General features: G+C 60.6%; 21 protein-coding genes. 11 read left to right on the top strand and 10 right to left on the bottom strand.

The window, feature by feature from the left end:
• Positions 1-280 precede the first annotated feature (280 nt).
• From CUJ91_RS27115 to CUJ91_RS27095, 5 genes are all read left to right on the top strand, one after another.
• Positions 281-1,249 (top strand): carbohydrate ABC transporter permease, encoded by a 969-nt coding sequence (locus tag CUJ91_RS27115; protein ID WP_029970155.1) that lies wholly within the window; start codon positions 281-283, stop codon positions 1,247-1,249.
• A 9-nt stretch (positions 1,250-1,258) separates the two neighbouring features.
• Complete coding sequence (locus CUJ91_RS27110) at positions 1,259-2,110, top strand: carbohydrate ABC transporter permease (protein WP_006049896.1); 852 nt, start codon at positions 1,259-1,261, stop codon at positions 2,108-2,110.
• A gap of 235 nt (positions 2,111-2,345) precedes the next feature.
• The gene (locus CUJ91_RS27105; protein WP_053860107.1) at positions 2,346-3,581 is read left to right on the top strand and encodes a Crp/Fnr family transcriptional regulator; all 1,236 of its coding nucleotides are present in this window, start codon (positions 2,346-2,348) and stop codon (positions 3,579-3,581) included.
• Positions 3,582-3,662: 81 nt separating this feature from the next.
• Positions 3,663-4,427 carry a flagellar motor protein gene (locus CUJ91_RS27100; RefSeq protein WP_107709453.1) on the top strand — a complete coding sequence of 255 codons (765 nt, stop codon included), beginning with the start codon at positions 3,663-3,665 and terminating at the stop codon, positions 4,425-4,427.
• Positions 4,428-4,473: 46 nt separating this feature from the next.
• Positions 4,474-5,166 (top strand): OmpA family protein, encoded by a 693-nt coding sequence (locus CUJ91_RS27095; protein ID WP_114157600.1) that lies wholly within the window; start codon positions 4,474-4,476, stop codon positions 5,164-5,166.
• A 17-nt stretch (positions 5,167-5,183) separates the two neighbouring features.
• On the opposite strand, the gene CUJ91_RS27090 is transcribed toward CUJ91_RS27095, so the two are convergent.
• Entirely contained in the window at positions 5,184-6,857 is a 1,674-nt protein-coding gene (locus CUJ91_RS27090; RefSeq protein WP_114157599.1) for an FAD-dependent oxidoreductase, read from the bottom strand.
• A gap of 270 nt (positions 6,858-7,127) precedes the next feature.
• Here CUJ91_RS27090 and CUJ91_RS27085 point away from each other — a divergent pair, with 270 nt between their 5' ends.
• Together CUJ91_RS27085 and CUJ91_RS27080 are read left to right on the top strand one after the other, a co-directional pair.
• The gene (locus CUJ91_RS27085) at positions 7,128-8,678 is read left to right on the top strand and encodes a methyl-accepting chemotaxis protein (protein ID WP_029970159.1); all 1,551 of its coding nucleotides are present in this window, start codon (positions 7,128-7,130) and stop codon (positions 8,676-8,678) included.
• A gap of 39 nt (positions 8,679-8,717) precedes the next feature.
• The gene (locus CUJ91_RS27080; protein WP_006049890.1) at positions 8,718-9,815 is read left to right on the top strand and encodes a lactonase family protein; all 1,098 of its coding nucleotides are present in this window, start codon (positions 8,718-8,720) and stop codon (positions 9,813-9,815) included.
• A gap of 3 nt (positions 9,816-9,818) precedes the next feature.
• Here CUJ91_RS27080 and CUJ91_RS27075 read toward each other — a convergent pair whose 3' ends face one another.
• The 7 genes from CUJ91_RS27075 to CUJ91_RS27045 all read right to left on the bottom strand — a co-directional run bounded on the left by CUJ91_RS27075 (position 9,819) and on the right by CUJ91_RS27045 (position 17,398).
• Entirely contained in the window at positions 9,819-10,430 is a 612-nt protein-coding gene (locus CUJ91_RS27075; RefSeq protein WP_107709651.1) for a diguanylate cyclase, read from the bottom strand.
• Positions 10,431-10,475: 45 nt separating this feature from the next.
• Positions 10,476-11,060, bottom strand: a complete 585-nt coding sequence (locus CUJ91_RS27070; protein WP_006049888.1) for a glutathione binding-like protein — start codon at positions 11,058-11,060, stop codon at positions 10,476-10,478.
• A 71-nt stretch (positions 11,061-11,131) separates the two neighbouring features.
• A complete protein-coding gene (locus CUJ91_RS27065) occupies positions 11,132-12,775 on the bottom strand; it encodes a GMC family oxidoreductase (RefSeq protein WP_006049887.1) in 1,644 nt (547 codons plus the stop codon).
• Positions 12,765-13,430, bottom strand: a complete 666-nt coding sequence (locus tag CUJ91_RS27060; protein ID WP_114157598.1) for a gluconate 2-dehydrogenase subunit 3 family protein — start codon at positions 13,428-13,430, stop codon at positions 12,765-12,767. Before CUJ91_RS27060 ends, CUJ91_RS27065 begins: the two co-directional genes overlap by 11 nt.
• Positions 13,427-14,401: a hypothetical protein gene (locus CUJ91_RS27055; protein ID WP_114157597.1), complete on the bottom strand. Its 975-nt coding sequence runs from the start codon at positions 14,399-14,401 to the stop codon at positions 13,427-13,429. The genes CUJ91_RS27060 and CUJ91_RS27055 overlap by 4 nt, the downstream gene beginning before the upstream one ends.
• Positions 14,402-14,428: 27 nt before the next feature.
• Positions 14,429-15,550 carry an enolase C-terminal domain-like protein gene (locus CUJ91_RS27050; protein WP_114157596.1) on the bottom strand — a complete coding sequence of 374 codons (1,122 nt, stop codon included), beginning with the start codon at positions 15,548-15,550 and terminating at the stop codon, positions 14,429-14,431.
• Between the two features lie 12 nt (positions 15,551-15,562).
• Positions 15,563-17,398: a thiamine pyrophosphate-requiring protein gene (locus CUJ91_RS27045; protein WP_114157595.1), complete on the bottom strand. Its 1,836-nt coding sequence runs from the start codon at positions 17,396-17,398 to the stop codon at positions 15,563-15,565.
• 178 nt (positions 17,399-17,576) lie between these two features.
• Between CUJ91_RS27045 and CUJ91_RS27040 the strand changes: the two genes are divergently transcribed.
• The 4 genes from CUJ91_RS27040 to CUJ91_RS27025 all read left to right on the top strand — a co-directional run bounded on the left by CUJ91_RS27040 (position 17,577) and on the right by CUJ91_RS27025 (position 21,739).
• A complete protein-coding gene (locus tag CUJ91_RS27040) occupies positions 17,577-18,575 on the top strand; it encodes an SDR family oxidoreductase (protein WP_114158081.1) in 999 nt (332 codons plus the stop codon).
• 94 nt (positions 18,576-18,669) lie between these two features.
• The gene (locus CUJ91_RS27035; RefSeq protein WP_114157594.1) at positions 18,670-19,311 is read left to right on the top strand and encodes a DsbA family oxidoreductase; all 642 of its coding nucleotides are present in this window, start codon (positions 18,670-18,672) and stop codon (positions 19,309-19,311) included.
• 82 nt (positions 19,312-19,393) lie between these two features.
• Complete coding sequence (locus CUJ91_RS27030) at positions 19,394-21,310, top strand: SMP-30/gluconolactonase/LRE family protein (RefSeq protein WP_114157593.1); 1,917 nt, start codon at positions 19,394-19,396, stop codon at positions 21,308-21,310.
• A gap of 96 nt (positions 21,311-21,406) precedes the next feature.
• Positions 21,407-21,739 (top strand): DUF2322 family protein, encoded by a 333-nt coding sequence (locus CUJ91_RS27025; RefSeq protein ID WP_029970173.1) that lies wholly within the window; start codon positions 21,407-21,409, stop codon positions 21,737-21,739.
• 59 nt (positions 21,740-21,798) lie between these two features.
• Here the strand turns inward: CUJ91_RS27025 and CUJ91_RS27020 are convergent, their stop codons facing one another.
• Positions 21,799-23,274: a PepSY-associated TM helix domain-containing protein gene (locus tag CUJ91_RS27020; protein ID WP_114157592.1), complete on the bottom strand. Its 1,476-nt coding sequence runs from the start codon at positions 23,272-23,274 to the stop codon at positions 21,799-21,801.
• 57 nt (positions 23,275-23,331) lie between these two features.
• The gene (locus tag CUJ91_RS27015) at positions 23,332-25,632 is read right to left on the bottom strand and encodes a TonB-dependent receptor (protein ID WP_114158080.1); all 2,301 of its coding nucleotides are present in this window, start codon (positions 25,630-25,632) and stop codon (positions 23,332-23,334) included.
• Positions 25,633-25,751 lie beyond the last annotated feature (119 nt).

The raw sequence follows: 25,751 nt of genomic DNA, 5'->3' as shown, positions 1-25,751 counted from the left end.
GCATGGGACCGGAGTAACGCGCTAAAGCGCGAACTCCGGATCGACAGCCAAAGCGCTAACTCCCACCGACAGCTTTGCATGGGACCAGAGTAAGAGCTTTGCATGGGACCGGAGTAACGCGCTAAAGCGCGAACTCCGGATCGACAGCTAAAGCACCAACTCCCACCGACAGCTTTGCATGGGACCAGAGTAAGCGCTAAAGCGCTAACTCTGGTCGACAGCTTTGCATGGGGTGGGAGTAGGTGCTAAAGCACCAACTCCCACCGACAGGAGAATCACTTTGTCTCATTCCGTCACCCGTCACACCGTGGACGGACCCGTTCAGCCGGGCGGCTCCGCGCTGCCCGCATCGCGTGACCGCGCGCCGAATGTCCGCACGCGCGGCCGCCGTCCTTCGCCCACTGCAAGGCGCCAACGGCGCGCGGCCTTTCTGTTTCTCGCGCCGGCCTGCGTGATGGTGGCCATTTATGTGATCTGGCCGATTCTCTCGACAATACGCCTGAGCTTCTTCAACTGGGACGGCATGACGGAGCCGACTTTCGTCGGCCTCGCCAATTACGTCGAACTGTTCAACGCGCAAACGTTCTATACCGCGTTGAAGAACAACGTCATCTGGTTGCTGCTATTCCTCCTCGCCCCGCCGATGGGACTCGCCGTCGCGCTCTACCTGAATCAGGCGGTGGCCGGAATCCGTATCGTCAAATCGCTGTTCTTTGCACCGTTCGTGCTGTCCGGCGTCGTCGTCGGACTGATCTTCTCGTGGTTCTACGATCCGACATTCGGCCTGCTCGCGCTGATTCTCGGCCACGGCGTGCCGGTACTCGGCGATCCGCGCTACGCGACTTTCGGCATCGTATTCGCGGCACTGTGGCCGCAAACCGCCTATTGCATGATTCTCTATCTGACCGGACTCACATCGCTCAATGCCGAGCAGATAGAAGCCGCACGCATGGAAGGCGCACGCGGCTGGTCGATGCTGTGGCACGTCATTCTTCCGCAATTGCGACCTACTACGTTCATGGCAATTGTCGTCACGATCATCGGCGCATTGCGCAGTTTCGATCTGATCTCGGTGATGACTGGCGGCGGTCCGTTCGAAAGCTCGACGGTACTCGCCTATTACATGTACGACCAGGCGATCAAGTACTACCGAATCGGTTATTCGGCGGCAGTGGCCGTCGTGCTGTTCGGCATCATGCTGGTGTATATCGTTTATCACTTGCGGCGGATGCTGCGCACCGAGCAATAAGGAGCGACCATGTTTCCAATTCCCATCGACAAATGGAAACCGGCCACGCGCCGCGTCTACAAACTCACCTTGCCGATTGCACTGCTGATCTGGCTTCTGCCGATGATCGCCGTGCTCGTCACGTCCGTGCGGTCCACCGAAGAACTCAGCGAGGGCAACTATTGGGGCTGGCCCAAACACTTCGCGCTATTCGACAACTATCGCGAGGCGCTCACCACTTCGCCGATGCTGCATTACTTCTGGAATAGCGTGCTCATTACCGTGCCTGCGGTAATCGGCTCGATCGCTCTCGCGGCGATGGCGGGCTTCGCGCTCGCCATCTATCGCTTTCGCGGCAATTCCTCGCTATTCGCCACCTTTGTCGCGGGCAACTTCGTGCCCGTGCAGGTGCTGATGATTCCGGTGCGCGACCTGTCGTTGCAACTCGGCGTGTTCAATACGGTTAGCGCACTGATCCTCTTTCATGTTTCGTTTCAGACCGGATTTTGCGCGCTTTTCCTGCGCAACTTCATCAAGCAGTTGCCGTTCGAACTCGTCGAGGCCGCGCGCATCGAAGGCGCAAACGAGTGGACCGTGTTCTTCAAAATCGTGCTTCCGCTGATACGGCCCGCGCTCGCCGCGCTGGCGATCCTGGTTTTCACCTTTGTCTGGAACGATTACTTCTGGGCGTTATGTCTGACGCAAGGCGATGACGCCGCGCCGATCACAGTCGGCGTTGCTGCGTTGAAGGGCCAATGGACGACTGCCTGGAACCTCGTTTCCGCAGGCTCCATTCTCGCTGCGCTGCCTTCTGTGGCCATGTTCTTTGCGATGCAAAAACACTTTGTCGCCGGGTTGACGTTCGGTGCAACAAAGGGCTAAACCGGCGATCGCCTCACGCTAAAAAAAGCCACGGCAAAAGAATAATAAGTCTCGCGAAGCACACCCAGCTTTGCCAGTACGACTGGCAAACGTTTGCGCAATTATCATCACGTTTCCCCTCATTAAAGATCGGGAAGGGCTTGTCGTTATCTAGTGAAATAAGTCAGACCGTCGAACTGACTCGTGCCTGAAAAAAAGGCACGCGCTGGACCAAAGCTCATCGGGGGTAGCAATCGTGAACCAACAACGCTCGCCATGGACTCGCACCGCGGCTCCGGGGGAAGTCATCTATTCGGAAGGCTTCTTGGGCGACGCAGTCATCTACGTCATTGCAGATGGCAAAGTCGAGATCTCCACGCAGTGCGATGAAAAAAAGGTCATTCTCGCCACGCTCGGCAAGGGCGAGTTTTTCGGCGAAGCGGCGTTGTTGCCGCCCGAGCCGCGAGCGCACACCGCCAAGGCATTGAGCTTTTGTCAATTGACGGCTATCGCAGGCGGTATCGTCGAAGAAGAACTGGAACGCGTGTCGCCGCTTCTGCGTCATATCGTTCGCACGATGATACGGCGCGTCAAGAAGAAGGACGACATTCTCGCGACGAACACGCATGCCGATTTTCTCCCAGGCGTACTGTCCTACGCGCATGTGCTGTCGTTGATGGCAGGCGCCGAGGCGACTGACCGGTTCGATGCACGCGCTCGCCGTCCTCAGAACGAGGAAGTCTCGATTCCGCTTCCCGAAGTCATCAAGAAGTGCAACGCGATTGCAGGCCATTCGCGCCCGCATGTGATGGCGATGCTCAAGCGCATGGAGAAGCTCAATCTGGTCTCCATCGAATCGGGACGCTCAGAGCGGCTGAACAATACGTCGGGACGCTATTCGGCGAGCGACGGTGCAGTGGGCAGGCAACTCGTCACGTTCGATCCGGTGAAAATCACCGAGCGCGCGCAGCAGGTCGCGAATCACGATCTCGACGTTTCGATCAGCAGCGAACTCGAACTGATTGAACTCGACGATCTGGAAGCGTTGATCGGCGTCGACAGAAAGGTGATTCTGAACAAGCTCTCGCATTCGGAGATTGCCGAAGACCTCTTCGCGTTCCGCAAGACCAAGGTTCTCAACTACGTCGAAGAGAAAGGCCTCAGCTATTTCTCGCGCCGCAATGCGCGCGGTGCGGGTGAATTGAATTCGCTCGACGATCTCGAGTTCGTCGATCAGCGAACCCTGTTCGAAGCAGTGAGTGCGTTCGATACCTACGATCTCGCGAAGCTGCTGTCGGCGTCAGCCGGACAGCCGGTGGACGAGCGCCTGCAGGCCGTCATGACCGAAGCGAGAAAGAAAGAAGTGTCGTGGGTGATGCGCCGCGAGATCAAGATCGATCCCGTCGAGATTGTGGAAATCGAGCAGCGTTTCATCGATACCGTCCGCGCGCTGAAGTCGCCCGCGGCGCACGCCGCGCCGGTCGAATCCTGACGCCCGTTGCGTTCGGTCTAGAAGGCCGAACGCAATCTTTAACTGTAATTCGCAGGCTCGTGCAGCCGGTCGCGAGGACGTATGGATCTTTTGACGGTATTTGGCGTAGTGTTCGGCGTCGCGGCGATCGTCGCGGGCTTCTCGCTCGAGGGCGGCGACTTTACGTCGCTGCTTCAACTGGAGGCGTTTGTCATTGTCCTTGGCGGCACGTTGGGCGCAGTGATGATCCAGAACACATGGGCACGGTTTTACGACGGCGTGAAGCTGCTGCGCTTTGCTTTCGTGAAGGCGCGGCAAGTGGATCGCGAGAGCCTTTCCGTTCTGCTCGAATGGGGCGATCAGGCGAAACTGCACGGCATGCTGGCGTTCGAATCGATCGACGCGAAAGGCATTAGCCCATTCGCCAAGCGAGGTCTCGAACTGCTCGCGAACGGCGTTTCCACGGCTGTACTCGAAGACGCATTGCAGCGCGAAGTCGACGCCTATGAGCGCAATTGCATGGCGGCCGCGCGCATCTGGCAACAGGCGGGCGGTTATGCGCCGACCTTCGGCATTCTCGGCGCAGTGCTCGGTTTGATTCAGGTAACGGGGCATATGCTCGAGCCGTCGCAATTGGGCAAAGGCATTGCGGTCGCATTCGTCGCCACGCTGTATGGCCTTGGGCTCGCGAACCTCGTATTTCTGCCGCTATCGGGAAAGATCCGCGCGCAGGTGGACAGCGAATTGCGTTTCAGGCGCTTGTATCTGGACGGCTTGCTCGCGATCTCGCGCAAGGAATCGCCGCATACCATCGAAACGCGTTTGGCGGGCGACGTGCGCGAACGATCCGCCGAATTGCTCGGCTAGTCGAGTCGAGAAAAGTCATGCATCAACTGATAGCGGACCTGCGTGTATGAGTACAACCACTGGCAGCAAGCGTCTCGCGACGGACAAGAACGGGCACGACGACAGCCACGATAGCGGCGAGCAGTCGGACCGCTGGCTGATTTCATACGCCGATCTGATTACTACACTGATGGTGCTGTTTCTCGCGCTTTACGTCTTGCAACTCGCGAAGAACAGCGAGTTGCAAATACAGACGCTGCAGCATCGTCCGGTGAAGGAAGCTGTCGACGTAGAGCCGCCAATCACGGCAGCGAACGCGAAGGACGCCGCAAAAAAGCAGCTTCTGTCATTGCTCGCGCCGTTGCAGGACAATCGCCAGATTACGATTTCGCACACGCCGCAAGGCGTGGAAATCGCGATCAATGCGAAAGTACTGTTCAATTCCGGGGATGCGCGTCTTTTGCCCGAATCGTTCGCGGTGCTGGAACGCATTGCAGCGGTGCTGCGCGACCGCGCGAAAAATAACATCCTCGTGGAAGGGCATACGGACAGTTTGCCGATTGCCACGGCGAAATACGAATCCAACTGGGAACTGTCGTCCGCGCGCGCGGGCGCGGTGGTGCGCTTCTTCGCGGACAGGGGCATAGAAGCGCATCGCATGGCGGCAATCGGCCGTGCCGACAATTTCCCGCTTATCATCGGCAACGATGCGGCGGCCAACGCCGCCAATCGCCGCGTGACAATACTCGTCGAGTACTGAGCGCCAAACGGGAAGCATCAAACGCCGAGCGCAAGGTACTGATGAAGCGACTGAATTGCGGCCGCGCCTTCTCCAACGGCTGCCGCGACTCTCTTCACCGAGCCGCTGCGCACGTCGCCCACCGCAAAAATACCCGGCCGGCTCGTTTCGAGAAAATGCCCGGTGCGCTCGGACGTCCACTTGTGAGCGACATCGGGACCGGTCAGCACGAAGCCATTTCTATCGAGTTCGACGCAATCGCCAAGCCAGCCGGTATTAGGTTGCGCGCCGAGAAACAGGAACACATGGCGGATAGGCTTCTCTTCGATTCGCCCTTGCTGATTCCATTGAATCGACTCGAGATGCGCTTCACCGTTTAGCGCGACGATCTGCGTTCGCACATGAACCGTGATGTTCGGCGCCGCCTCGATGCGTCGGATCAGGTAGTTCGACATGCTCGCGGCAAGTCCTTCGCCGCGAATCACGATATGCACATGGCGCGCGAAGCCCGAGAGAAATACGGCAGCCTGTCCCGCCGAATTGCCTCCGCCGACAATGACGAGTTCTTCGTTGCCGCAAAACGCCGCTTCCATATACGTCGCGCTGTAGTACACGCCTCGGCCCTGGAAATGTTCGAGACGTGCGAGCTCCGGCTTTCGATAACGCGCGCCTGTTGCGATCACCACTGCGCGGCCATACACATGTTCGTCGTGACTGAGACGGATATGAAACGGCTGACCTTTGTCGCATTCAATACCGAGCGCTTCGATCGGCACGCCGACTTCAGCACCGAATTTGCGGCATTGCGAAAGGCCGCGTCCGGCAAGCGCCTGACCGGAGATGCCGGTGGGAAACCCAAAGTAGTTTTCGATCTTCGAACTCGTGCCGGCCTGGCCGCCCGGCGCTTTGGTGTCGAGAACCGCGACGCGCAATCCCTCCGACGCGGCATAGACGGCTGCGGCCAGGCCCGCCGGTCCCGCGCCGACCACGACCACGTCGAACCGTTCGCCATTCAATCTGTCGGGACTCAAACCAATTGCGTCGGCAACGGCGCGATTCGTCGGGCGCTTCAGCACGACACCTTGCAAGGTGACGAGTACCGGCAGATCTTCTTTCGTGACGCCGTAACGTTCGAGGAGTGCTTTGGCTTCCTCGTGCTCGTCGATATCGAAGTATGCCGACGGTTGCGCATTACGGCTCAGAAAGTGCCGCAATACCAGTGTCGGAAAAGAAGCCGAACTGCCGATCACGACCACGCCGCCGCTCTGATCCTGTATGTAGGCGACGCGGCGCAGAATGTATGCGCGCATGATCGTCTCGCTCAGTTCCGCTTCGGCAATCACGAGCGCGCGCAGCGATTCCTCGTCGATCACGATGACTTCGCAATCGCTCGTCGCGCGCGCGGACGCCACCGCGCCGCGCCCCGCGAGCGTGCCGACTTCGCCGGTAAAACTGCCGGGTCCGTGCGTGCCGAGAACATGCAGCGTATCGCCGCTGCCGCGCGTCGCCTCGATGGTGCCGGAGATGATCGCGTACATCGGAATGTGGCGATCGCCTTCGGTAAACAGCACGTCGCCGGTGTTCAGTTTGCGCCGCTCGCCATAGCGCTCGAGTACCGCGAACTGCGCGTCGTTCAGCCTGGGGAAGATCTGGTGGTGACGGCTGCCGCCTGCCAGCAGATCTTCACGCTTGCCAGAAGTTTTATCGCTCATGAGAGGTCCGATTGGAAAGACGCACGATGCAGCGTGTCGCTGCGCCGCCGGATTGGCATGCGAATGCGAACAATCGGCAGCACGGAAAGCCGGCAGACGAGCCGCTTTCGCCGAGATTGTGCGCCAGAGTCCACTCGCCAGTAAAGAGTGCGTAAGGCGGAGAACGTGCGGCCGAACAGCGCGAGCGCGCTTCTGCTCAAGTTCGCGCTTCTTTTGCCGTAAAAGACGGGAGGAATTAGAGAAATAGACAATGAAAAGGGTCTAGGAAGCATGCGCGATTTAACAGTAAAAAACAGCTTACTTGCAGTGCTGGTCGTCTTTGCCGCGATGATCATGTTCGGCGGCGTGGTCGGCGTATTCGCACTCGGCCGCTCGAATGAAAACGCCCAGCGGCTTCAGGAGATCGCCACTCAGGAGATCCTCGCCAACGACGGCTATAAGGACAGCACGCGCACGCGGGCAGCGCTTACGCGCGCTTATGCCGCGTTGAAGGAGCGCAACGATCTCGCCACGCGCGATTCCGCACTTGGCAGCGCGCAACGAACGCTCGATCGCGCGGATGCCGAGACGCGCGCTTTTGCGGCAGCGTCCCGATTCGTGGGACAGGACGATGCGTTGAAACAGCAGCTCGTCGATTCGTCGAATGGATTGGCGGCCACTTTAAAGAAAGCTTTCGACGCGCTTCAGCGTGGCGATACCGACGCCTACGTCGCCATCAACGATCGCGACATTACACTTGCCGGTCAGGTCTATTCGGCAAACGTCGAAAAATTCCAGAACCTTGCGGGTGCGCTTGCAAAGGAGTCAGCGACGAGAACCGAACGCGAATACGGGTGGATCGTCGCAATGGTTTTGACTGGTGTTGCGCTTGCTCTCGCATTGATCGTCGCCACGCACTTTGCGTTGCGCACCATTGTGATTCGCCCGTTGCAGCAGGCGTCGAAACTGCTCGACCGGATTGCGGGCAATGATCTGACCGCGTCTATTCCTGAAGGCAGCAAGAGCGAGATCGGCAAGTTGTTCACGTCGATGTCGCGGATGCAGGCCGGACTCGCGCATACCGTGTCGAACGTGCGCGTCAGTTGCGAGGCGATTCACGGCGGCGCGCGCGAGATTGCAGCGGGCAACCTCGATTTGTCGAGCCGCACCGAAGAGCAATCGGCTTCGCTCGAGGAAACCGCGGCGAGCATGGAAGAACTGACCTCCACCGTCAGACAGAACGCGGATAACGCGCGCCAGGCAAGCACGCTTGCCGCGAGCGCCGCCGACGTCGCACAGCGTGGCGGCGACGTCGTGCAGCGCGCGGTCCACACCATGACGGCCATTACCGCAAGCTCGCACAAGATTGCGGAGATCACCGGCATGATCGACAGCATTGCATTCCAGACCAACATTCTCGCGCTCAACGCTGCCGTCGAGTCCGCGCGTGCGGGCGAGCAGGGCCGCGGCTTCGCTGTCGTCGCGGGGGAAGTGCGCACGCTGGCTCAACGCAGTGCGAGCGCCGCGCAAGAGATCAAGGCGCTCATTTCCGCTTCCGTCGATGACGTGCGCAGCGGCAACGAACTCGTCACACAGGCCGGCCACACGATGAACGAAATCGTCGGCGCAGTGCAGGGCGTTGCGACTATCATGGCGGAGATCACGTCGGCGACGGTCGAGCAAACCGCGGGCATCGAGCAGGTCGGCAAAGCCGTCAGCCAGATGGATCAGGTCACGCAACAGAACGCCGCGCTCGTCGAGCAGGCCGCCGCCGCTGCGAGCGCGCTCGAGCATCAGGCGCAGTCGATGAACGATGCGGTGTCGGCATTCCGTCTGCGATAACGCCGTCAGTCTCCAAACCAAACTAATCGGAAAACAAATATGAGCGTTAGTGCCGTCTCGCGTGCAGTCGCAATTCTGTTAGCCGGCGTGGCGATGTCCGCCACCGTGCACGCGTCCACGTATGCGTATGTGTCGAATGCGGACAGTCAGGACATTTCGGTTTTCAGCCTCGATAAGTCGAATGGCGCACTCAAGCCGGTCGAAACAGTGAGCGTTGGCGGCACGGTCATGCCGATGGCCTTTTCGCCGAATCATTTGCGGCTCTATGCAGGTCTGCGTTCAAAGCCTTTTCGCGTGGTGAGCTTCGCAGTCAGTCCGCTTGACGGACGCCTGACCGAACTCGGCAAGGCGCCGCTCGCGGAAAGCATGGCCTATGTGTCGACCGACGCGAGCGGCCGCTATCTGTTCTCCGCGTCGTATGGCGGCAACCTGCTGGCGGTGAACGGCATCGGTGCAAATGGCGTTGCCGGCGATGTTCAGCAGATCGTCAAGACGGGCCCGATGGCGCACGCTATTCGCAATGCGCCCGACAATCGTTATGTGTTCGCGTCAGTACTCGGCGCCGACGCATGGTTGCGTTTGAAGTTCGACGCGGCGAACGGCGCGCTTACTCAAGACGCGGCGCCCGCCTATTCGCTGCCGGCCAAATCGGGTCCGCGCCATTTCGTGTTCTCGCCGGATGAGCGCTTCGTTTATCTGATCGACGAACTCGACGGCAAGCTGCATGTACTCGCATTCGACAAGCAACGCGATGCGGTGAAGCCGGTGCAGACCGTTTCCATTCTGCCGCCCAACTTCTCCGGCGACAAACCGTGGGGCGCGGATGTTCACATCACGCCCGACGGCCGCTTCGTCTATGCATCGGAACGCACGTCGAGCACGCTGGCCGCTTATCGCGTGGACCGTGCATCGGGCAAGCTGACGCGCATCGGCACCTATCCGACCGAAAAGCAGCCGCGCGGCTTCAATATCGATCCTTCGGGCAATTACCTGCTCGCGGTCGGTCAGTTGTCGACCAACCTGAGCGCATACCGGATTAATCGCGAGACGGGCGCATTGAGCGCGCTCGGTCAGTATCCGGTCGGCAAGGGCGCGAACTGGATCGAGATTGTCGAGTTCAACGGATCGAACGATTGAGGTCTACGGCGAACTGCGTCCCCGCGCATGCGGCGACGCGGACGCCGGCCCGCCCGCCGACGCAGCACTGCGTCGGCGGGCGCGCACGCCGCGCCATAGTTCTTCGAGGTAAGGCAGTAGCTCGAATAGCAGAATCAACGCGAACAGAATCGCGATATAGGCGACGGGCAACGGTTCGCTTTTCGCGGTCAATCCGAATCTCGCCGGCTCGCTGCCGAGGCCGAGCAACGCCAGAAATTGCGTCCAGTGACGGGCGACGACAAGCAGTATCGCCATCAGCGGGACGAGTTCGAGAAAGCTATGAACGTGCTGTTCGAACGGCGTCACCTTGCGTCCACTCACTGCATAACTGACGTCCCACAGCGCGGTCGCTTCGTGAACGAAGAACGCGACGATCATCAGTAGAATGATGCCCGCGTTGATCTCGAGAAAGATCGCGGCGAGTAGCGGCAGTCCGACTTCGGCAAACATCAACAGATGGATCACCGATTCTTTCGCGCCGGTCGTGGATTCGATTCGAGTCGCGCGATGGCACAGCCAGTCCGCGAAACCGGCCGCAAGCCACACAGGCAAAACGAAGTACATCAGGATCGTGAGGGTTGGGTCGGTCGACATGATTTCCTCGGCGAACGGCTGGCTGACCAACGCGAGCACGCGGCTTCACTCGATCCCTTCGTGTTTCAACGCCAGTTGCACCGCGGGCCGCCCGCGCATGCGTTGTGAGAACTCCGCGAGTTTTTGCGGGACCTCGATCTTTACTTTGTTCGCCCATAGAAGCATGGTGAACAGATAGGCGTCCGCGACGCTCGCTTCTGCGCCGAACAAATAGTTGCCTTTAAGCATTGTCGATATGAGCTGGAAACGCTGGCCGATTTTCTCGCGCGCGGCATTCGCTTCCTCATCCGACGCCGGCTTGAATACGCGGCCGAATTGTTTGTGAAGCTCCGTTGAAATAAAGGCGAGCATTTCAATCAGGCGCGTAGTGCCGAGTTCTCCCGACGGTGCAAGCGAGGGCTTGCGTTGCGCGACCCACGAAAGGATCGCGACGTTTTCGGTGAGCCGTTGACCGTCGTCGAATTCGAGTGTCGGTACATAGCTCTTGGGATTGATTTCATCGAACTTCTGGCCGGTGTCAGTCGTCTTTGTCTTGAGGTCGACGCGCACGCGGTCGAATTGCATCTCGGCCTCGTGCATCGCGATGTGATCGGCAAGACTGCACGCGCCCGGCGAATAGTAAAGCTTCATGATGCGGCCCTCCTTCATGCAGCAGTTGGCGATTTTTTAATGGAGCATCCCGCGTGCCTCGGCGGCCATGCTCATAGTTCGCCGCGCGCGGCGAGGGCGGAAATGCGATCCACCGTTCGGCATGCAATGGCCTGAATCGTCAGCGAAGGGTTGACGCCGCCCACGGTCGGAAACACCGAGCCGTCGCAAATCCACAAATTGCGGATGTCCCAACTGCGGCAATCCGCATTGACAACGCTCTTTGCCGGATCGTCGCCCATGCGTGCGGTGCCGTTCAGGTGGCACGTATCGTCGGTTTCGCGCCAGATGTCCTTGCCGCCCGCGGCGGCGAGCGCCTGCTCCATGAAATTCAGCGAATGGGCAATGAGGCGTTTGTCGTTATCGCAGTACGAGTACGACACGCGTGCAACGGGCAAGCCGTATTGGTCTTTTTCGTCGGCGAGCGTCACGCGGTTGCGTTCCTGCGGCAGCATTTCGCCGACTATCTTCAGGCCCGCCTGATGGTTGTACTTGTGCATCTCGTCAGCGAGCGCTTCGCCCCACAGGCCGCGGCCATTTTGCGCGGCTGCCCATGCGTTGGGCAGCGGACCCTGGCTCATATACGCATAGCCGCCGAAAAAATCCTTGTTCTGGTCCGCGTAGTTCCAGTGCTCGGTAATCGCAAGCGACGGCGGTCCCTTGTACCAGCGTATCTCTTCGTCCATCGTGCCGTACACGGCCTGGTTGGCCTGCACCATCAGGTTCTTGCCGACAAGACCCGAGCTATTCGCGAGACCGTCGGGAAAGCGGCTATTCGCGGACATGAGCAGAAGGCGCGGCGTTTCGATTGCATAGCCGGCGACGACAACGTTCTTCGCGCGCTGGAATTGCCAGCGTCCTTCGCGAATGTACTCGACGCCCGTAACAAGCCCGGCATCATTCATGTCGATGCGGCCGACCATCGCCAGATCGCGCACTTCCGCGCCGGCTTGCAACGCGCGCGGAATCCACGTGACGAGGGCGCTTTGCTTCGCATTGGTCGCGCAGCCGGACACGCAAAAGCCGCGATACACGCAAGGATGCGCTTTGCCGCGCGGCGCCGAGAGTGTCGCGAGCGGTGTTGCGCTCCAGCCGATGCCGAGCGCCTCGCAGCCGCGCGCGAGCACCATCGCCGCGGCATTCAATTCATGCGCGCGATACGGATAGCGTGGACGTTTCGGTCCCCACGGATAATTGACGGGCCCGGCGATTTTCAGCGCGTCCTCGACCTGTGAGTAGTACTGCCACATCTCGCGCCAGTCGAGCGGCCAGTCCGCGCCATAGCCGAGCAGCGCGCGCGATTTGAACCATTCGGGCCTGAAGCGCAGCGAGACCATCGCGAAGTGAACCGTGCTGCCGCCCACTGCCTTGCCGCTGTTGTTATGGCCGAGCTTGAGCGGGTTGTCGCCGTCGCAGATGCGCTCGTCGGTCCAGAAGAGTTTTTGCTGATGCGCTTCGTCGGACGCGAATTCTTCGAGTGGACGCCACCATGCGCCCGCATCGAAGGCGACTACCTTGAAGCCCTTTTCCGCGAGGCGGCACGCGAGCGTGCCGCCTCCCGCGCCCGTGCCGACGATCGCGAAGTCCACTTCGTCGTCGTTCGAATATTCGCGCATTGGCACCCAGCCGCGCGGTTCGAACACATCGGGCGCGCGGCCATGCTTGCCGCGTGGATGATAGAGAGCGTCATCGAACACGGCGATTCTCCCTCGCGGCTTTATCCTCGCTGCCAGATTGCGCCTCGACGGGTTCCCACGGATCGCGACGGTTGAAATACATGCGCACGTAGCCGCGCGGATTGGCCGGGCCGCCGAAACCAATCTCGCTCCAGGCATGCGGATGCGAGTAATAGAGACCGCAGATGTCGTGAAGTACTCGCTCCGCAAAGAAAACTTTCGGTTGCATGCCGCGCCACGCCGCATGCACGACTTCGCCGCGCTGCATCTGTTCGAGCAATGCGTTCTGCGCGGTTCTATCGAGGCTTGCGAACGGCAGGCCATGCCGCTCGCGGCTCTCGGCATCGAGCGCGGCAAGGCCCGTGCGCCACGCGTCGCGCATCGGCGGCAAGGCGGCGTTTCGATAACCATCGCCCTGATTCGTGTATAGGCGATGATCGAGCATGGCGGCGACCGGTACAAGCGGCTGCGCGTCTGCTTGCGGCACGACGCACGCGCAGAGCGACGTCACCGCGAGCCATTCGAGCGCATTGAAGAAGCGCGGCTCGCGCGGCACCGCCAGCCGTTCTTCGATAACGACGCGGGACACTTCGTCCCATGACGGTGTATCGCGTTTGCTCAACACGTCGTAACCGGGGTAACGTGTCGCTCTTTTCGTTGGTCTGCCGGTTTTCATTTCTCCGTCTCCCTGAGCCGCAGCGCGGCAAGGCCCGCGAGTGCGAGCGCCGAGAAGCTCGGCGGCGCCGGCAGCGGAGGGCCGGCGAACAGGTTCTGGCTCCAGTTGCGCCATCCGCCTTGGCGCCGCGCGATGCCGCGCGCGTGGAAGCCGGCGCCCGCGATACCGAGCGCGGTCGTGATGCGCAGCCATAGGCGCGTGAACCAGCGCTCGCGCGGCGCGGCCAGCGCGGCGTGCGCAAGCAGCGCCGCTGCAAACGGCGGCGCGCTGACGGGTGCATACATCGCACGATGCTGGAATGAGCCGCGAAAATGCAGCAAACCCGCTTCGCCGACCGTGCCGATGAGTCCGGCCGCCACGAGCAATCCCAGCGCGCGGCCCGCAGGCATGCCGAGAAGTTGCGGCTCGTGCGCGGGCTCGTCGCGCAATCGCTCGGCCACCGCGCCGAGTGCGCCCGACAACAGCAAGGCCATCGGCGCACCGACCGGTGCGGCATGAAACAGGTTGTTCCAGCTCCAGCCGCCAGGGCGCTTCATGACGTTGTACAAGTGAAACCCCGTGCCGGCGATGCCGGCCGCAGCCGCGGTCCGATAGATCAAATGACGCGCGTGGTGCGTTTGCTGTCTATGGTCCGCGCCGCCGTGCAAACCGGCGATCAGCGAAAGACTCGCGCTGACGAGCGGCGTATACATCGCCGGATTGTCGAAGGAACCGCGGTAGTGTTCCATCGCACTGTCCGTGAGCACCGAGAAGGCGAGCAGCGCCGAACTATGATTGAAACGCCGCGCGGCTTCGACGTGTGCCTGAGTTGCGGGCGCGGCGTGGGTGACGCTGTCGATTGAGCGCAGCGCTGGTCTTCGAGGCGTCGCGCGTGTGCGCCGATTTGCGTTTGCCCTGCGCCCGGTGAATCGCGCTAAAGCGGCAGCTCCGGCCACCGCGCATAACACGCTAAATATGCGTTGCGTCCCCATCGATACCTGCTCCTGCGTTTTTCGCGCCTATGCAACGAAGTACTGTGCCGCGTCCTCGTGCTTGAATGCGAGGCCGCAACCGGGCCTCGACAGGTCGGGCGCGATGACGCCGTCATACGCTCGCGGTGCGCCGTCGAATAACATCGCCTCGATGCGCACATGGTCATGAAACCACTCCTGATGACGCAGCCGCGGCACCGCGCAAGCCACATGCAGATGCAATGCGGGCGCGCAATGCGCGGAAAGCGGCATGTGAAACGCGTCGCAAAGCGCGGCGGCCTGCAGGAATCCGGTGATGCCGCCACAACGGCTCACGTCGGCTTGCAGTACATCCACGGAGCCCTCGGCGAGTAGCGTGCGGAAATCGTCGGACGTGTACGCGTATTCGCCGGCCGCGATGTCCATGCCGGACGGCGCGTGTTCGCGCACGAAGCGCAAGCCGGCTGCATCGTCGGATGAGACCGGCTCTTCGAACCATGCGACCTGTTGCGCTTCAAATTGGCGCGCATGGTACAGCGCCTCGCGCGGCGAGAACGCGCCGTTGGCATCGACGAACAGACCCGCGTCGCCGATAGCTTCGCGCGCGGCTTTCACGCGCGCCTGATCTTTATGCGGTTGACTGCCGATCTTCATCTTGACCCAACGGCAGCCGTCGCGTTCGACCCAGCCGGCAAGCTGATCGCGCAATTGCCGGTCGTTGTATGTCGTGAAGCCGCCGCTACCGTAAAGCGGCACGCTTTCGCGCGCCGCGCCCAGCAGTTGCACGAGCGGCACGCCGAGCAGCTTCGCTTTCGCGTCCCACAACGCGCAGTCGATTGCGGAGATTGCCGTGGCCGCAAGTCCCGCACGCCCGAGATTGCGCACCTGACGCTGCATGCGGTTCCAATGCGCGCGAATATCGGCGACGTCCTCGCCGGTCACACAGGGCGACAGCGTGTTCGCGATCAGCGCGACGATGCTGGAATCGCTATACGTATAGCCGATTCCTGTTTGACCACCCGCATCGACCTCGACGACGACGAGCGTCGTCGCATTCCACTCGAACGTTCCGTCGCTTTCGGGGGCGTCGGAGGGAATGCGGTAGGCGCTCGCCCGCACCGCGCTAACCGGAAGTTGCGAGCCGCCTCGTGCAGATGCCGCCTTGCTCATCGCCGCGTGCCTCTACTTGTCATGACGGCCCGGAAGCACTGCGCCAAGCACCTGCTTCGCGGTCTGCACGATCACATTGCCTTCGTCGGGATCGCCTTTTAACAATGTCGATGCAAACGCCTTGGCCTGAGCAAGCGTGATATGCGGCGGCAACGGCGCGATGTTCGGATCGGCTTTTACTTCGATCACCACAGGGCGATCTGCGGCAAGCGCAGCGTCCCAGGCCGCGCCCATCTGTTCGGCGTCGTCGACATAAATGCCTTTCAGGCCGATCAATTCCGCGAACTTGTGATACGGCACCGAAGGAATGTCCTGCGAAGCCTCGAACTTCGGATCGCCCTCCATCACGCGCTGTTCCCACGTGACCTGGTTCAGATCCTGGTTGTTGAGCACCATGCAGATCCAGCGCGGATCAGCCCAGCCTTTCCAGTACTTCGACACGGTGATGAGTTCGGCCATGTTGTTCATCTGCATGGCGCCGTCGCCGACCAGTGCGATGACGGGCCGCTCCGGATAAGCGAACTTTGCCGCGATCGCATACGGTACTGCGGCTCCCATCGACGCGAGGCCGCCCGACAGCGAGCACATCATGCCGCGCTTCACCTTCAGATCGCGTGCATACCAGTTTGCACAGGAGCCTGAATCGCTCGTCACGATTGCATTCGACGGAACGCGTGGCGACAGTTCCCATACCGTGCGCTGTGGATTGACGGCATCCTTGCCGGGCTCGTGCGCGCGTTCGTCGAGTGTCTTCCACCAGTCGGCAGTCCAGCCTTCGATCGTCTTGCGCCACCCGCGGTCCTGCTTGTGTTCGAGCAAAGGCAGCAACGCGCGCAGCGTTTCGACACTATCGCCGACGAGGTTCACTTCCATCGGATAGCGCAGGCTCAGCATGTCGGCTTTCAGGTCGATCTGCACGCCGCGCGCCGCACCTTCCTTCGGCAGAAACTCCGAGTAGGGAAAGCCGGAGCCGATCATCAGCAGCGTGTCGCACTCGGTCATCAGATCGTAACTGGGCTTCGTGCCGAGCAGGCCGATCGAGCCGGTGACCCACGGCAGATCGTCGGGCAACACCGCTTTGCCGAGCAGCGCCTTTGCCACGCCCGCACCGAGTTTTTCCGCGACGGCGATCACTTCGTCCGTTGCATGCAGTGCGCCGGCGCCGACGAGAATCGCGACCTTCTTGCCGGCGTTGAGCACGTCGGCGGCCTGCTGAAGATCTTCAGGCTGAGGCACGAGACGCGGCTCGCGATAGCCGACGCCCGAATGCAGCGTGCCGTGTTTGCGCGCAGGAGGCTCGTACGGCAAGTCTTGCAAGTCGTTCGGCAGCACGAGCGCGGTCACCTTGCGCTCGGAAAGTGCCGTACGTATCGCGCGATCCACGAGATGGCGCACTTGCGCGGGCACCGACGCCTGTCCGACGAACGCACCCGCGACGTCCTTGAAGAGCGAGACGAGATCGACTTCCTGCTGATAGTGGCCGCCTAGCGCCGCGCGCGCCTGCTGACCGGTGATAGCCAGCACGGGCATATGGTCCATGCGGGCGTCGTAAAGTCCCGTCACGAGGTGCGATGCGCCAGGCCCCGACGTCGCGATACAAACGCCGAGCTCGCCTGTGAATTTTGCATGCGCGGACGCCATGAAGGCGGCCATTTCCTCGTGACGAACCTGAATGAATTCGATCGGCCCCGGCTGGTCCGTGTTCTTGTGATGCTTCTTCGCTTCACTCTGCGCGCGATTCAACGCGCCGAACACGCCGTTGATGCCGTCGCCGGGATAGCCAAAAATTCGGCGCACGCCCCACGCCTGGAGTCGCTCGACGATGAAGTCACCGACAGTTGTGGACATGGACAGCTCCTCACAATAAAGATCGTCACACATGCGAGGTTGCAAACCACGTTCCGCGTTCTTTCACTCAGAAAGAATGAATTGCTTCCTTGTGAAGCTGCGCGGTGAATGAAGCGGGCTCGCTTTTTGCTGGGCGCTTGTGAGTAAAGCGCGGTGCATGTCGTGCAAGGGATTCGTCATGAATAAAGTCGTCGTTGTGACAGGCGCGGGCGCCGGAGTGGGACGCGCGACCGCCGAGGAATTCGCGCGACATGGCTACGATGTCGCATTGCTTTCACGCGATTTGGCGCGGCTCGAACGCGCGGCCGCCGAGCTTCGCCTTCAATACGGCGTGCGTGCAATTGCGATTCCAACCGACGTCGCCGACGCCGCGCGCGTGGAAGAAGCGGCAACGCGCACCGAAACGGAGCTTGGACCTATCGACGTGTGGGTCAACGTTGCAATGGCCACGGTCTTCGCGCCGGTATCGAAGCTGACTGCGCAGGAATTCGAGCGAGGCACCAAGGTGACATACCTCGGCCAGGTGCACGGCACGATGGCCGCACTGTCACGTATGCGCACGCGCAATCGCGGAACGATTGTCAATGTGGGGTCCGCACTCGGTTATCGTTCGGTGCCGCTGCAATCCGTCTATTGCGGCGCAAAATTCGCGGCGCGGGGTTTCACTGACTCGCTGCGTTCCGAGATCATTCACGACGGGCTCAATGTGCATTTGACGATGGTCGATTTGCCCGCGCTGAATACGCCGCAATTCGACTGGTCGCTCAACAAGATGGGCAAGAAGGCCAAGCCCGTCGCGCCGATTTTCCAGCCCGAAGTGGCCGCCCGCGCGATCTATTTCGCTGCGACGCATAAGCGTCGCGAGGTATGGGTGGGTTTTCCGACGGTCAAGGCGATACTGGCCAACTTCATCGCGCCCGGACTGCTCGACAGATACCTGGCAAAGGCGGGCTACTCAGGACAGATCACCGACGAGCCGCTTCCTGCCGACGCGCCTAACAATCTGTTCGATCCCGTACCCGGCGATTACAGCGCGCACGGACGTTTCGACCGTGAGTCGAAACCTGTGAGCCTGGAGATGTGCGCGGTTCGTCACCGTGGTTTTTTATGCGCATTGGCAGGCATAGGGATCGTCGGCGGCATCGGATTTTTGATCAGAAAGAATCGCGGCGCATAGATACGACGGCGTAACAAAGGGTTCTTGCCGGCCACCAGGTAAGAGTCACGAGGATAGGTGACAATACACCTATCCCACAGCCCTTAGGAAAGCCATGTCCCAGCCGCTCACCATCGATTTCGTTTCCGACATTGCATGCCCCTGGTGCGCAATCGGCCTTTCGTCGCTGCAACTCGCGTTGTCGCGCGTCGGTGACGCAGTGGATGCGCGGATCGTCGTGCACCCGTTCGAACTGAATCCGCAGATGGCGCCCGAGGGCCAGGCGATTGTCGATTATCTCGGCAAGAAATACGGACGCACGCCCGAGCAGATCGAAGAAACGCAGGCCATGATCCGCGAGCGCGGCGCGAGCGTCGGCTTCGAGTTTGGTCCGCGCACGCATGTCTACAACACGTTCGATGCACACCGCCTGTTGCATTGGGCAGGTCTCGAAGGCAAGCAACTGCCGCTCAAGCTCGCGCTGCTGCGCGCCTATCATTCGGAAGGCCGCGATCCGAGCAATCATGACGTGCTCGTCGAAGTCGCGCAGTCGGTAGGACTGGACGCCGAGGCTGCGAGCAAGGTACTGCAAAGCGGCGACTATGCCGACGAAGTCCGCGCCGAAGAAGTAGAGTTCCAGTCGCACGGCATTCAGTCGGTGCCGGCAATCATCTTCAATCGCCGCTATCTGGTGAGCGGCGGGCAACCTGTCGAAACCTTCGAACAGGTCATTCAGCAGATTCTGGCCGAAGCATAATCCGGCACTTTCGTATGTGAATGCCTGCGCAATAGCAGGCCTTTTTTTGGCGTAAACGAAATACAGCCGGAGAACCCCGTTCATGGTCACCAAACGAATCCATGCCGCGTTGCTCGGCTTCGCGCTGATGGCGCTTGCATGCGTAGCTCATGCGCAATATACGACCGACTGGCTCGCCAATACCTATGGTACGCTGGCCGCGCATGTCGGCAACGGCGCGCGTTCAATGTGGGTCGCACCGGAAGGCGTGATTTATACGTCGTCGTTGTGGGACGAGAACGAAGGCGGCGTCGCGATCTATCAGAACGGTCAGAACATCGGCTCGATCGGTACGCACGCCGACTTTCAGGGCAGCGCGATATCCGGCAATGCGACGTCGATTTTCACGGCGTTGCAGTACAACAGGTCGTTCGGCAGCGGCTCGGTCGGGCGCTATAACCGCGCGACCAAAGCGCTCGAACTTCGCATTCCGGTCAGCGTGTGGACCGGCATCCCTCATGCGGATGTCATCACCGGACTCGCCACGGCAGGCACGCTGCTTTATGTCAGCGATTTTTACGGCAACCGTGTGCGTGTCTATACGACTGACGGCGTGTGGCAGCAGGACATAGCGGTGTCCGGTCCCGGCGCGCTCGCACTCGATGCTGCGGGCAATCTGTGGGTCGCGCGAAAAAGCGCTGGCGTCATAGCGCAATTCAGCGCGGCAGGCGCGTCGCTCAACACGATCCAGATGCCCGCCGCTTCGCGGCCATCGGCGTTGTATTTCGATGCATCGACGGGACGGCTCATGGTCGGCGACGAAGGCCCCGACATGAACATCAAGATCTACAACGTGGCGGGCGCGCCGACGTTGGCCGGTACATTCGGCATTCAGGGCGGCTACCTGGATACGACTACCGGAATCAAAGGGCAGGTCGGCGACAAGCGCTTCACGCGCGTAGCGGGCATCGGCAGGGACGCAGCGGGCACCCTGTATGTGCTCAACAATCCGTGGGGCGGCGGCTGGGACATGGGCCGCAATGGTCCGACCGATCTGCATGCCTACGACAGCGCCGGCAATCTGCAATGGAAACTGCAGGCACTGAACTTCGAAGCGGTCGCGGCACCGGACCCGTTGACCGACGGCGCGTACTTTTATAGCGGCGCGCATATTTATACGGGCACCGCGGGCGGCACCTTCGTTGCGAATACCGTCGACCCGTTTACTTATCCATCGGACCCGCGCCTGAATATCAACGACACGCAGCGCGGGCAGCACTTCGGGCAACTCGTCGCGGTGGGCGGAAACCGCATTCTCGTCGCGTCCGGCCAGAATCCCGACACCTTTAACTTCTATCATTTCAATTCGGCGAGCGGCTACATTGCAATACCGGATGGCTCTTTGCCGGGCCCGGCGTTCAACACGACGGTGAAGGTGACGGGAGGCTTTTGCATCGACAGCAGGGGCGATGTGTGGGCGGGTCTCGACAGAACAAACCATATCTATCATTACCCGCTTACGGGTTTCGACGGAAACGGTAAGCCGTTGTGGGGCCCCGCCGTCACGATCAAGATTCCAATGAGTATCCGGCCGTTGACGCGCATCATCTATTTGCCCGAAAGCGACACGATGATTCTCGCGCAAGGCGTGGCAGGCAGTTGGGACTGGACGGCGATACAGTCGCGCATCGAGGTCTATCACGGCTGGAGCGCGGGTAATACGACACAGCCTCAGCCGGTGATCAATCTCACGAGCGCCAATCCGAAGTCGATTACCGCAGTGGGCAATTATCTTTTTGTCGGCTACGTGCATACGGTGCCGAACATCGACGCGTTCAATCTGAACACCGGCAATCTCGACGCCACGCTCATCAATAATAGCCCCGGTACTGTGGATGTCGGCAACGATGTCGATTCGATGTACGGACTGCGAGCGTTTCTGCGGGCAAGCGGCGAATACGTGATTACGAAAGACAACTACAACGGGTCGAGCATGATCGTGCATCGCTGGACACCTTAAGCGGCGTGGGCCTGCGTGAGGCTTCGCGCTAATCACGTAGGCCATCGGATAAGATACGGCCCTCGTGGCATTTTCCCGCTTAAAGGAGTGGTTTCAGTGATTCAGCCGAGCAACGTATTCAAGGAAAACCTCGCGCACATGCCTGCAATCGACGGCATTGCGCGTATCGATCTGATCGACGCGCAAGGCGCCGTTGTGGCGAGCATCGAGAACAAGCCGGGCAAACAGGGCTCGCTCGCGGTGTACAACTATCTGCAGCAGACGTTCGGTGCGCTCGACGCCAAAGCCGCCGAACACGGCCTCGCGGTGTTCGGCGAACATACCGCCGACGCGCGCAACCGGCCCGGCGCTCATCCGAATGTCGATCATCTTCTCGCGATTGCAGCGGGCGCGCCGGCTTTGCGTATCGACGTGATTGCGGCGGACTGAATTCGATTCGGGCCGCCGTTAACGCCACTTGCTTTAGCACGCCTTTAACGCGCATTGCTTTAACGACCTTGAAGGCCGTGCGCTGCACGGCCGAATATCGCGCGGTCGGCGAGCCATACGGCGACAAGCGTTGCGCCCATCAACGGAAAAACAATGCCGAGCATGACGAGGCCGGTTTTCCAACCGCGCATCGGCGGTGCGGCTCTTTCCCGCGAAGGCGCGCCGAGCGAGCGCTGCGGTTTGCGCTTCCACCACATCACGCAGCCGGTCAGGGCCATCAACGCAAGCCCCAACGAAATCGCGGCGCACAGAATCTGATTGGCGACGCCGAAATAGCGGCCCATATGCAATGACGTGCCGTATGACACCGCTTTCGATACGCCGCCATAGTCGGCATAGCGAATGTCCTTGAGAATCGCGCCGCTGTACTGATCGATATAGATGGTGCGTTCCAGTTGCGGGTCGGCCGGGAAATACGACACGGTATAGACGCCCGTCGACGATGTCGGCAGCGCGATGTTGTAGCCGCTCGTGACACCGAACGACGCGGCTTGCGCGACGATGTGGCCGAGCGGCAACGGGGCCGCTGCTTTCGCATCGGCGGAAGCGGGCACCGGCGCATTGCCCACGGCCCACGGCGTTTGCGGCAGCGGCAAGTCGTCCATCACCATGCCGGGCATGGAGTCCATATGCGCGGCGTGTTCTGCTTGTGCGCCTGGTGTTGCCTTCGCGTCGGTCTCTTTGCTCGTGCCCGCAGGCAGCACCGAGCGCAACGGCAAGCCGCCCCACGTGCCAGGCGGAGCGCCGAGATTCGCAGCGGTCGCGAGCGCCTTGAACTGCTGACCCCACGAGCCGGACCACGGCAAACCGGTCAACACGAATGCAAGCGCGCCGAGTGCGAGCCAGATGCCCATGACCGCGTGGATGCTCTTCCACAGCGGCCGGCCCTTTAACGTCAGACGCGGCACGAGTGCATCCCGCACGCGTGTCGTTTCACGTGGCCACCACAGCGCGATGCCGGTGCCGATCATCACGAGCGTCCAGCATGCGGCAAGCTCCATTAGCAATTCGCCCGGTTTGCCGAGCAATAGCTTGCGATGAAGCATGCGGTCAACCTGCATCAAGCGACGCTCGACGCTCAATGTGCCGAGTACTTCTCCGCTATACGGGTTCAGATAGACGCTCTGCTTTTCGCCGTCCGCGAGACGAAAAATGAATTCCGTGCTGCGCTCGGGCGTGTTCGAGATCGCGGCGGTGACGGCGGTTGCATTGGACGGCATGGCCGCACGCGCTCGCGCGAGCAGCGCGTCTTCTGACATGCGCGGCGCCGTTTGCGGTTCGACGACGAGAAGCCGCGGATAAAGCAGCGGTTCGACCTGCGGCTGAAAACAGTACAACGTACCCGTGATTGCCAAGACGATGAGAAACGGCATCACGAAGAGGCCGGCGTAGAAATGCCATCGCCAGAGCGTGCGATAGCCGCTGCTGGGACTCGTCGTTCCTGATACGGCGTTATGCGGTGCGATGGTGGACATTGAATCCTCCTGAAGAAGATTGATCTGGTTCTTGCGCTAGAACGCTATGATTGCGCGCTACATGCGCAACTTCGCTTCCAGATAGAACGTGCGTCCTGGGTAAGGGTGATAGACGAAGTAGCGCGCATCGAAAATGTTGTCGACGCCAATGCCGACTTCGCTCAGCTTCGTGGGCCTGAACGTGAACTTCGCGTCCGCCACCGTGTAAGAACTCGTGCCGCCGAATACATCCGGATTCGTGTCGGTATTCGTGAGCGTGTTGTATTGGCGGCCCGAATAGCGCGCGGCAAGTGTCACTGCCGCGCGTTCGTCGAAGCGATAGGTCGCCGCCACATTCACGCGCCATAGCGGAATGCGATAAAAGTACTTGCCGACGCTCGCAGGGTTCTGCGCATTGGCAATGATCTTCGATTGCGTATAAGCGACGCTTGCCAGAAGATCGAGTCCGCGCACGAACACGTTCTCGCCGGAATAGCTCGTTTCCACGCCGCGCGAACGTACCTTGCCGATGTTCTGGAAGTTCGTCACGTTCGGAATCACGGTCGTATCCGTCTGGCTGAAAATCGTGTTCTTCACGTCGTCCTGAAACAGCGAGAAACGGAAGATGCCATTCCAATGCGCCCATTCGGCGGTGAGTTCTTTCGAAAGATCGTCTTCCGGTTTCAGGTTCGGGTTGTTGTTGACGATCGAGGAGCCGTTGATTTGCCCCTGGAACAACTCACTGACCGTGGGAAAGCGATATGCGCGGCCAATCGACGCGCGTAACGTCAGATCGTCGCTCACATCGAATGAAAGCGAAGCCTTCGGCGAGAAGTGCTGCTCACTGGCGTTAGCGAGTGCAACCCTTGTGCCCGGCAACGCTTGCGATCCGTCGTACGCGCGCCAGTCTTCGTAACGCACGCCATACACGAATTTCCAGCGCGGCAGGAAGCGCCATGCGTCCTGTGCGTAGAGCGCCTGAGTTTGCGTCTTGCCGGCGAATGCGTTGGCGAATGAAGTCGCGGAGCCGTCGCGCCAATTGAGCGTCGAGTAACTTTCGTTGTCGAGAAAGTAATTGTCGTAGTGGTAGCCGAAAGCGAGCGCATGATTCGCGAGACCCGCTTGCGTCGACGCCGGCGTGTAAGTACTGCGCAAGTCGAGTGTCTTCCAGCCGGTGCCGTCGCCGAAGGTCACGGTGCCTGCGCCATTGCCGGGCGCGCCGGAACTTGCAAGACGCGCGACGCTATTACTGACGTCGTAATACGAGGCGATCGCCTCGCCGTTCCAGCCTGTGGCGTTGCGCGTTTTCAGCGTCACGCCATAGAGCCAGTTCTCGCTATGGCCCAGGCTCGGCGCGAATGCGGAAGCCGGAATCGTGTACTCGTAGCCGTTGATCGAAACCTTGCCGCCATATACAGCGTTGCCGTTCGCGTCGCGCAGAAAACTCGACGTCTCGCTGTTATACGTTTGATGCCAGTAGCCGAGCGTAAAAGCGCCTTGCAGTGTCGGCGTGAAGTCGTACTGCGTCTTCAGCTTGAACTGGTCCTGCACGGTGTGCTCGATGCCTTCGCCGTTAATGCCGAGTATGGCGGTCGGCGTATTGGTCTGGTTGTTGTAGAAGTACGCTCCTGTAACCGGCGTGTCGCCGGCTTTCGCGGGCGTGCCCGATTTGGCGAGCGTCGCGAATTGCAGCGGCTGGCTCGTGTTCTCCAGATGGTTCACGCCGAGCAGAAACGAGAACTTGCCGATCCGGTTGCCGATAGACGCACTCGCTTCGCTGCCGTTGAAATTACGGTTCACACCATAAAGGCTGAAGTGCTGCGTGAATGCTTTTACGTCGGCTTCGGCCTCGAATTTCTTTGGCATGCGCGTGCTGATCAATACGGTTGCGCCAAGCGAATTGCCCGGATAGAGCGCGGAATACGGGCCATAAATCACATCGACCTGCTGGATCTCGTCGGGAGACACCATCGACCAGCGCGGTGGAAAAGAAAAGTTGTTGCCCAGCAGATTGCTCAGCAACAGCCCGTCCGCATAGACGAGACCGCGCGCACTTTGCGTATTGCTCGTGCCGCGCACTGCGATGATCGAATTCAGATCGCCGATAAAGCGTTTGCGAACCGCGAGATTCGGCATGTACTTCAGCACGTCCTCGGAGTTCACGACATTCCAGTTGGAGAATTGCTCGCGGGTGACTGTTTCGACCGAAGCCGGCAGATTCGGATCGACGGCGCGGGGCGCGACGCTTTCGTTTGCGGCGCTATTCGCACTCACGCTGACGGCGGGCAGCGTCGTGTCGGCGTGGACCGGTGCCGCCGCGAACGCGGTCATCGCTGTAGGGACGAAGGCGCGCAGCCTTCGCAATGAGAAGATCGACATGAGCGTTTCCTTCATGCATTGAACGGACGATCGCGCGCGCCATCGACAGATGCGGCAAATGCGGCCGCATGTGGCTAACGCGGCCACATGTGGTCAATGCACGCAATGCGCGGGCGATC

The sequence above is a fragment of the Paraburkholderia graminis genome (assembly GCF_003330785.1).
Taxonomy (GTDB): Bacteria; Pseudomonadota; Gammaproteobacteria; order Burkholderiales; family Burkholderiaceae; genus Paraburkholderia; species Paraburkholderia graminis.
This window is presented reverse-complemented; position numbering and strand designations above follow the sequence as displayed.

Bases quoted from the DNA above. Each gene is read 5' to 3' on its own strand.
- CUJ91_RS27110 (WP_006049896.1), top strand. From the start codon at position 1,259: ATGTTTCCAATTCCCATCGACAAATGGAAACCGGCCACGCGCCGCGTC.
- CUJ91_RS27050 (WP_114157596.1), bottom strand. From the start codon at position 15,550: ATGAGCAAGGCGGCATCTGCACGAGGCGGCTCGCAACTTCCGGTTAGC.
- CUJ91_RS27040 (WP_114158081.1), top strand. From the start codon at position 17,577: ATGAATAAAGTCGTCGTTGTGACAGGCGCGGGCGCCGGAGTGGGACGC.
- CUJ91_RS27035 (WP_114157594.1), top strand. From the start codon at position 18,670: ATGTCCCAGCCGCTCACCATCGATTTCGTTTCCGACATTGCATGCCCC.
- CUJ91_RS27085 (WP_029970159.1), top strand. From the start codon at position 7,128: ATGCGCGATTTAACAGTAAAAAACAGCTTACTTGCAGTGCTGGTCGTC.
- CUJ91_RS27090 (WP_114157599.1), bottom strand. From the start codon at position 6,857: ATGAGCGATAAAACTTCTGGCAAGCGTGAAGATCTGCTGGCAGGCGGC.
- CUJ91_RS27030 (WP_114157593.1), top strand. From the start codon at position 19,394: ATGGTCACCAAACGAATCCATGCCGCGTTGCTCGGCTTCGCGCTGATG.
- CUJ91_RS27070 (WP_006049888.1), bottom strand. From the start codon at position 11,060: ATGAAGCTTTACTATTCGCCGGGCGCGTGCAGTCTTGCCGATCACATC.
- CUJ91_RS27080 (WP_006049890.1), top strand. From the start codon at position 8,718: ATGAGCGTTAGTGCCGTCTCGCGTGCAGTCGCAATTCTGTTAGCCGGC.
- CUJ91_RS27015 (WP_114158080.1), bottom strand. From the start codon at position 25,632: ATGTCGATCTTCTCATTGCGAAGGCTGCGCGCCTTCGTCCCTACAGCG.
- CUJ91_RS27075 (WP_107709651.1), bottom strand. From the start codon at position 10,430: ATGTCGACCGACCCAACCCTCACGATCCTGATGTACTTCGTTTTGCCT.
- CUJ91_RS27055 (WP_114157597.1), bottom strand. From the start codon at position 14,401: ATGGGGACGCAACGCATATTTAGCGTGTTATGCGCGGTGGCCGGAGCT.
- CUJ91_RS27060 (WP_114157598.1), bottom strand. From the start codon at position 13,430: ATGAAAACCGGCAGACCAACGAAAAGAGCGACACGTTACCCCGGTTAC.
- CUJ91_RS27045 (WP_114157595.1), bottom strand. From the start codon at position 17,398: ATGTCCACAACTGTCGGTGACTTCATCGTCGAGCGACTCCAGGCGTGG.
- CUJ91_RS27100 (WP_107709453.1), top strand. From the start codon at position 3,663: ATGGATCTTTTGACGGTATTTGGCGTAGTGTTCGGCGTCGCGGCGATC.
- CUJ91_RS27095 (WP_114157600.1), top strand. From the start codon at position 4,474: ATGAGTACAACCACTGGCAGCAAGCGTCTCGCGACGGACAAGAACGGG.
- CUJ91_RS27020 (WP_114157592.1), bottom strand. From the start codon at position 23,274: ATGTCCACCATCGCACCGCATAACGCCGTATCAGGAACGACGAGTCCC.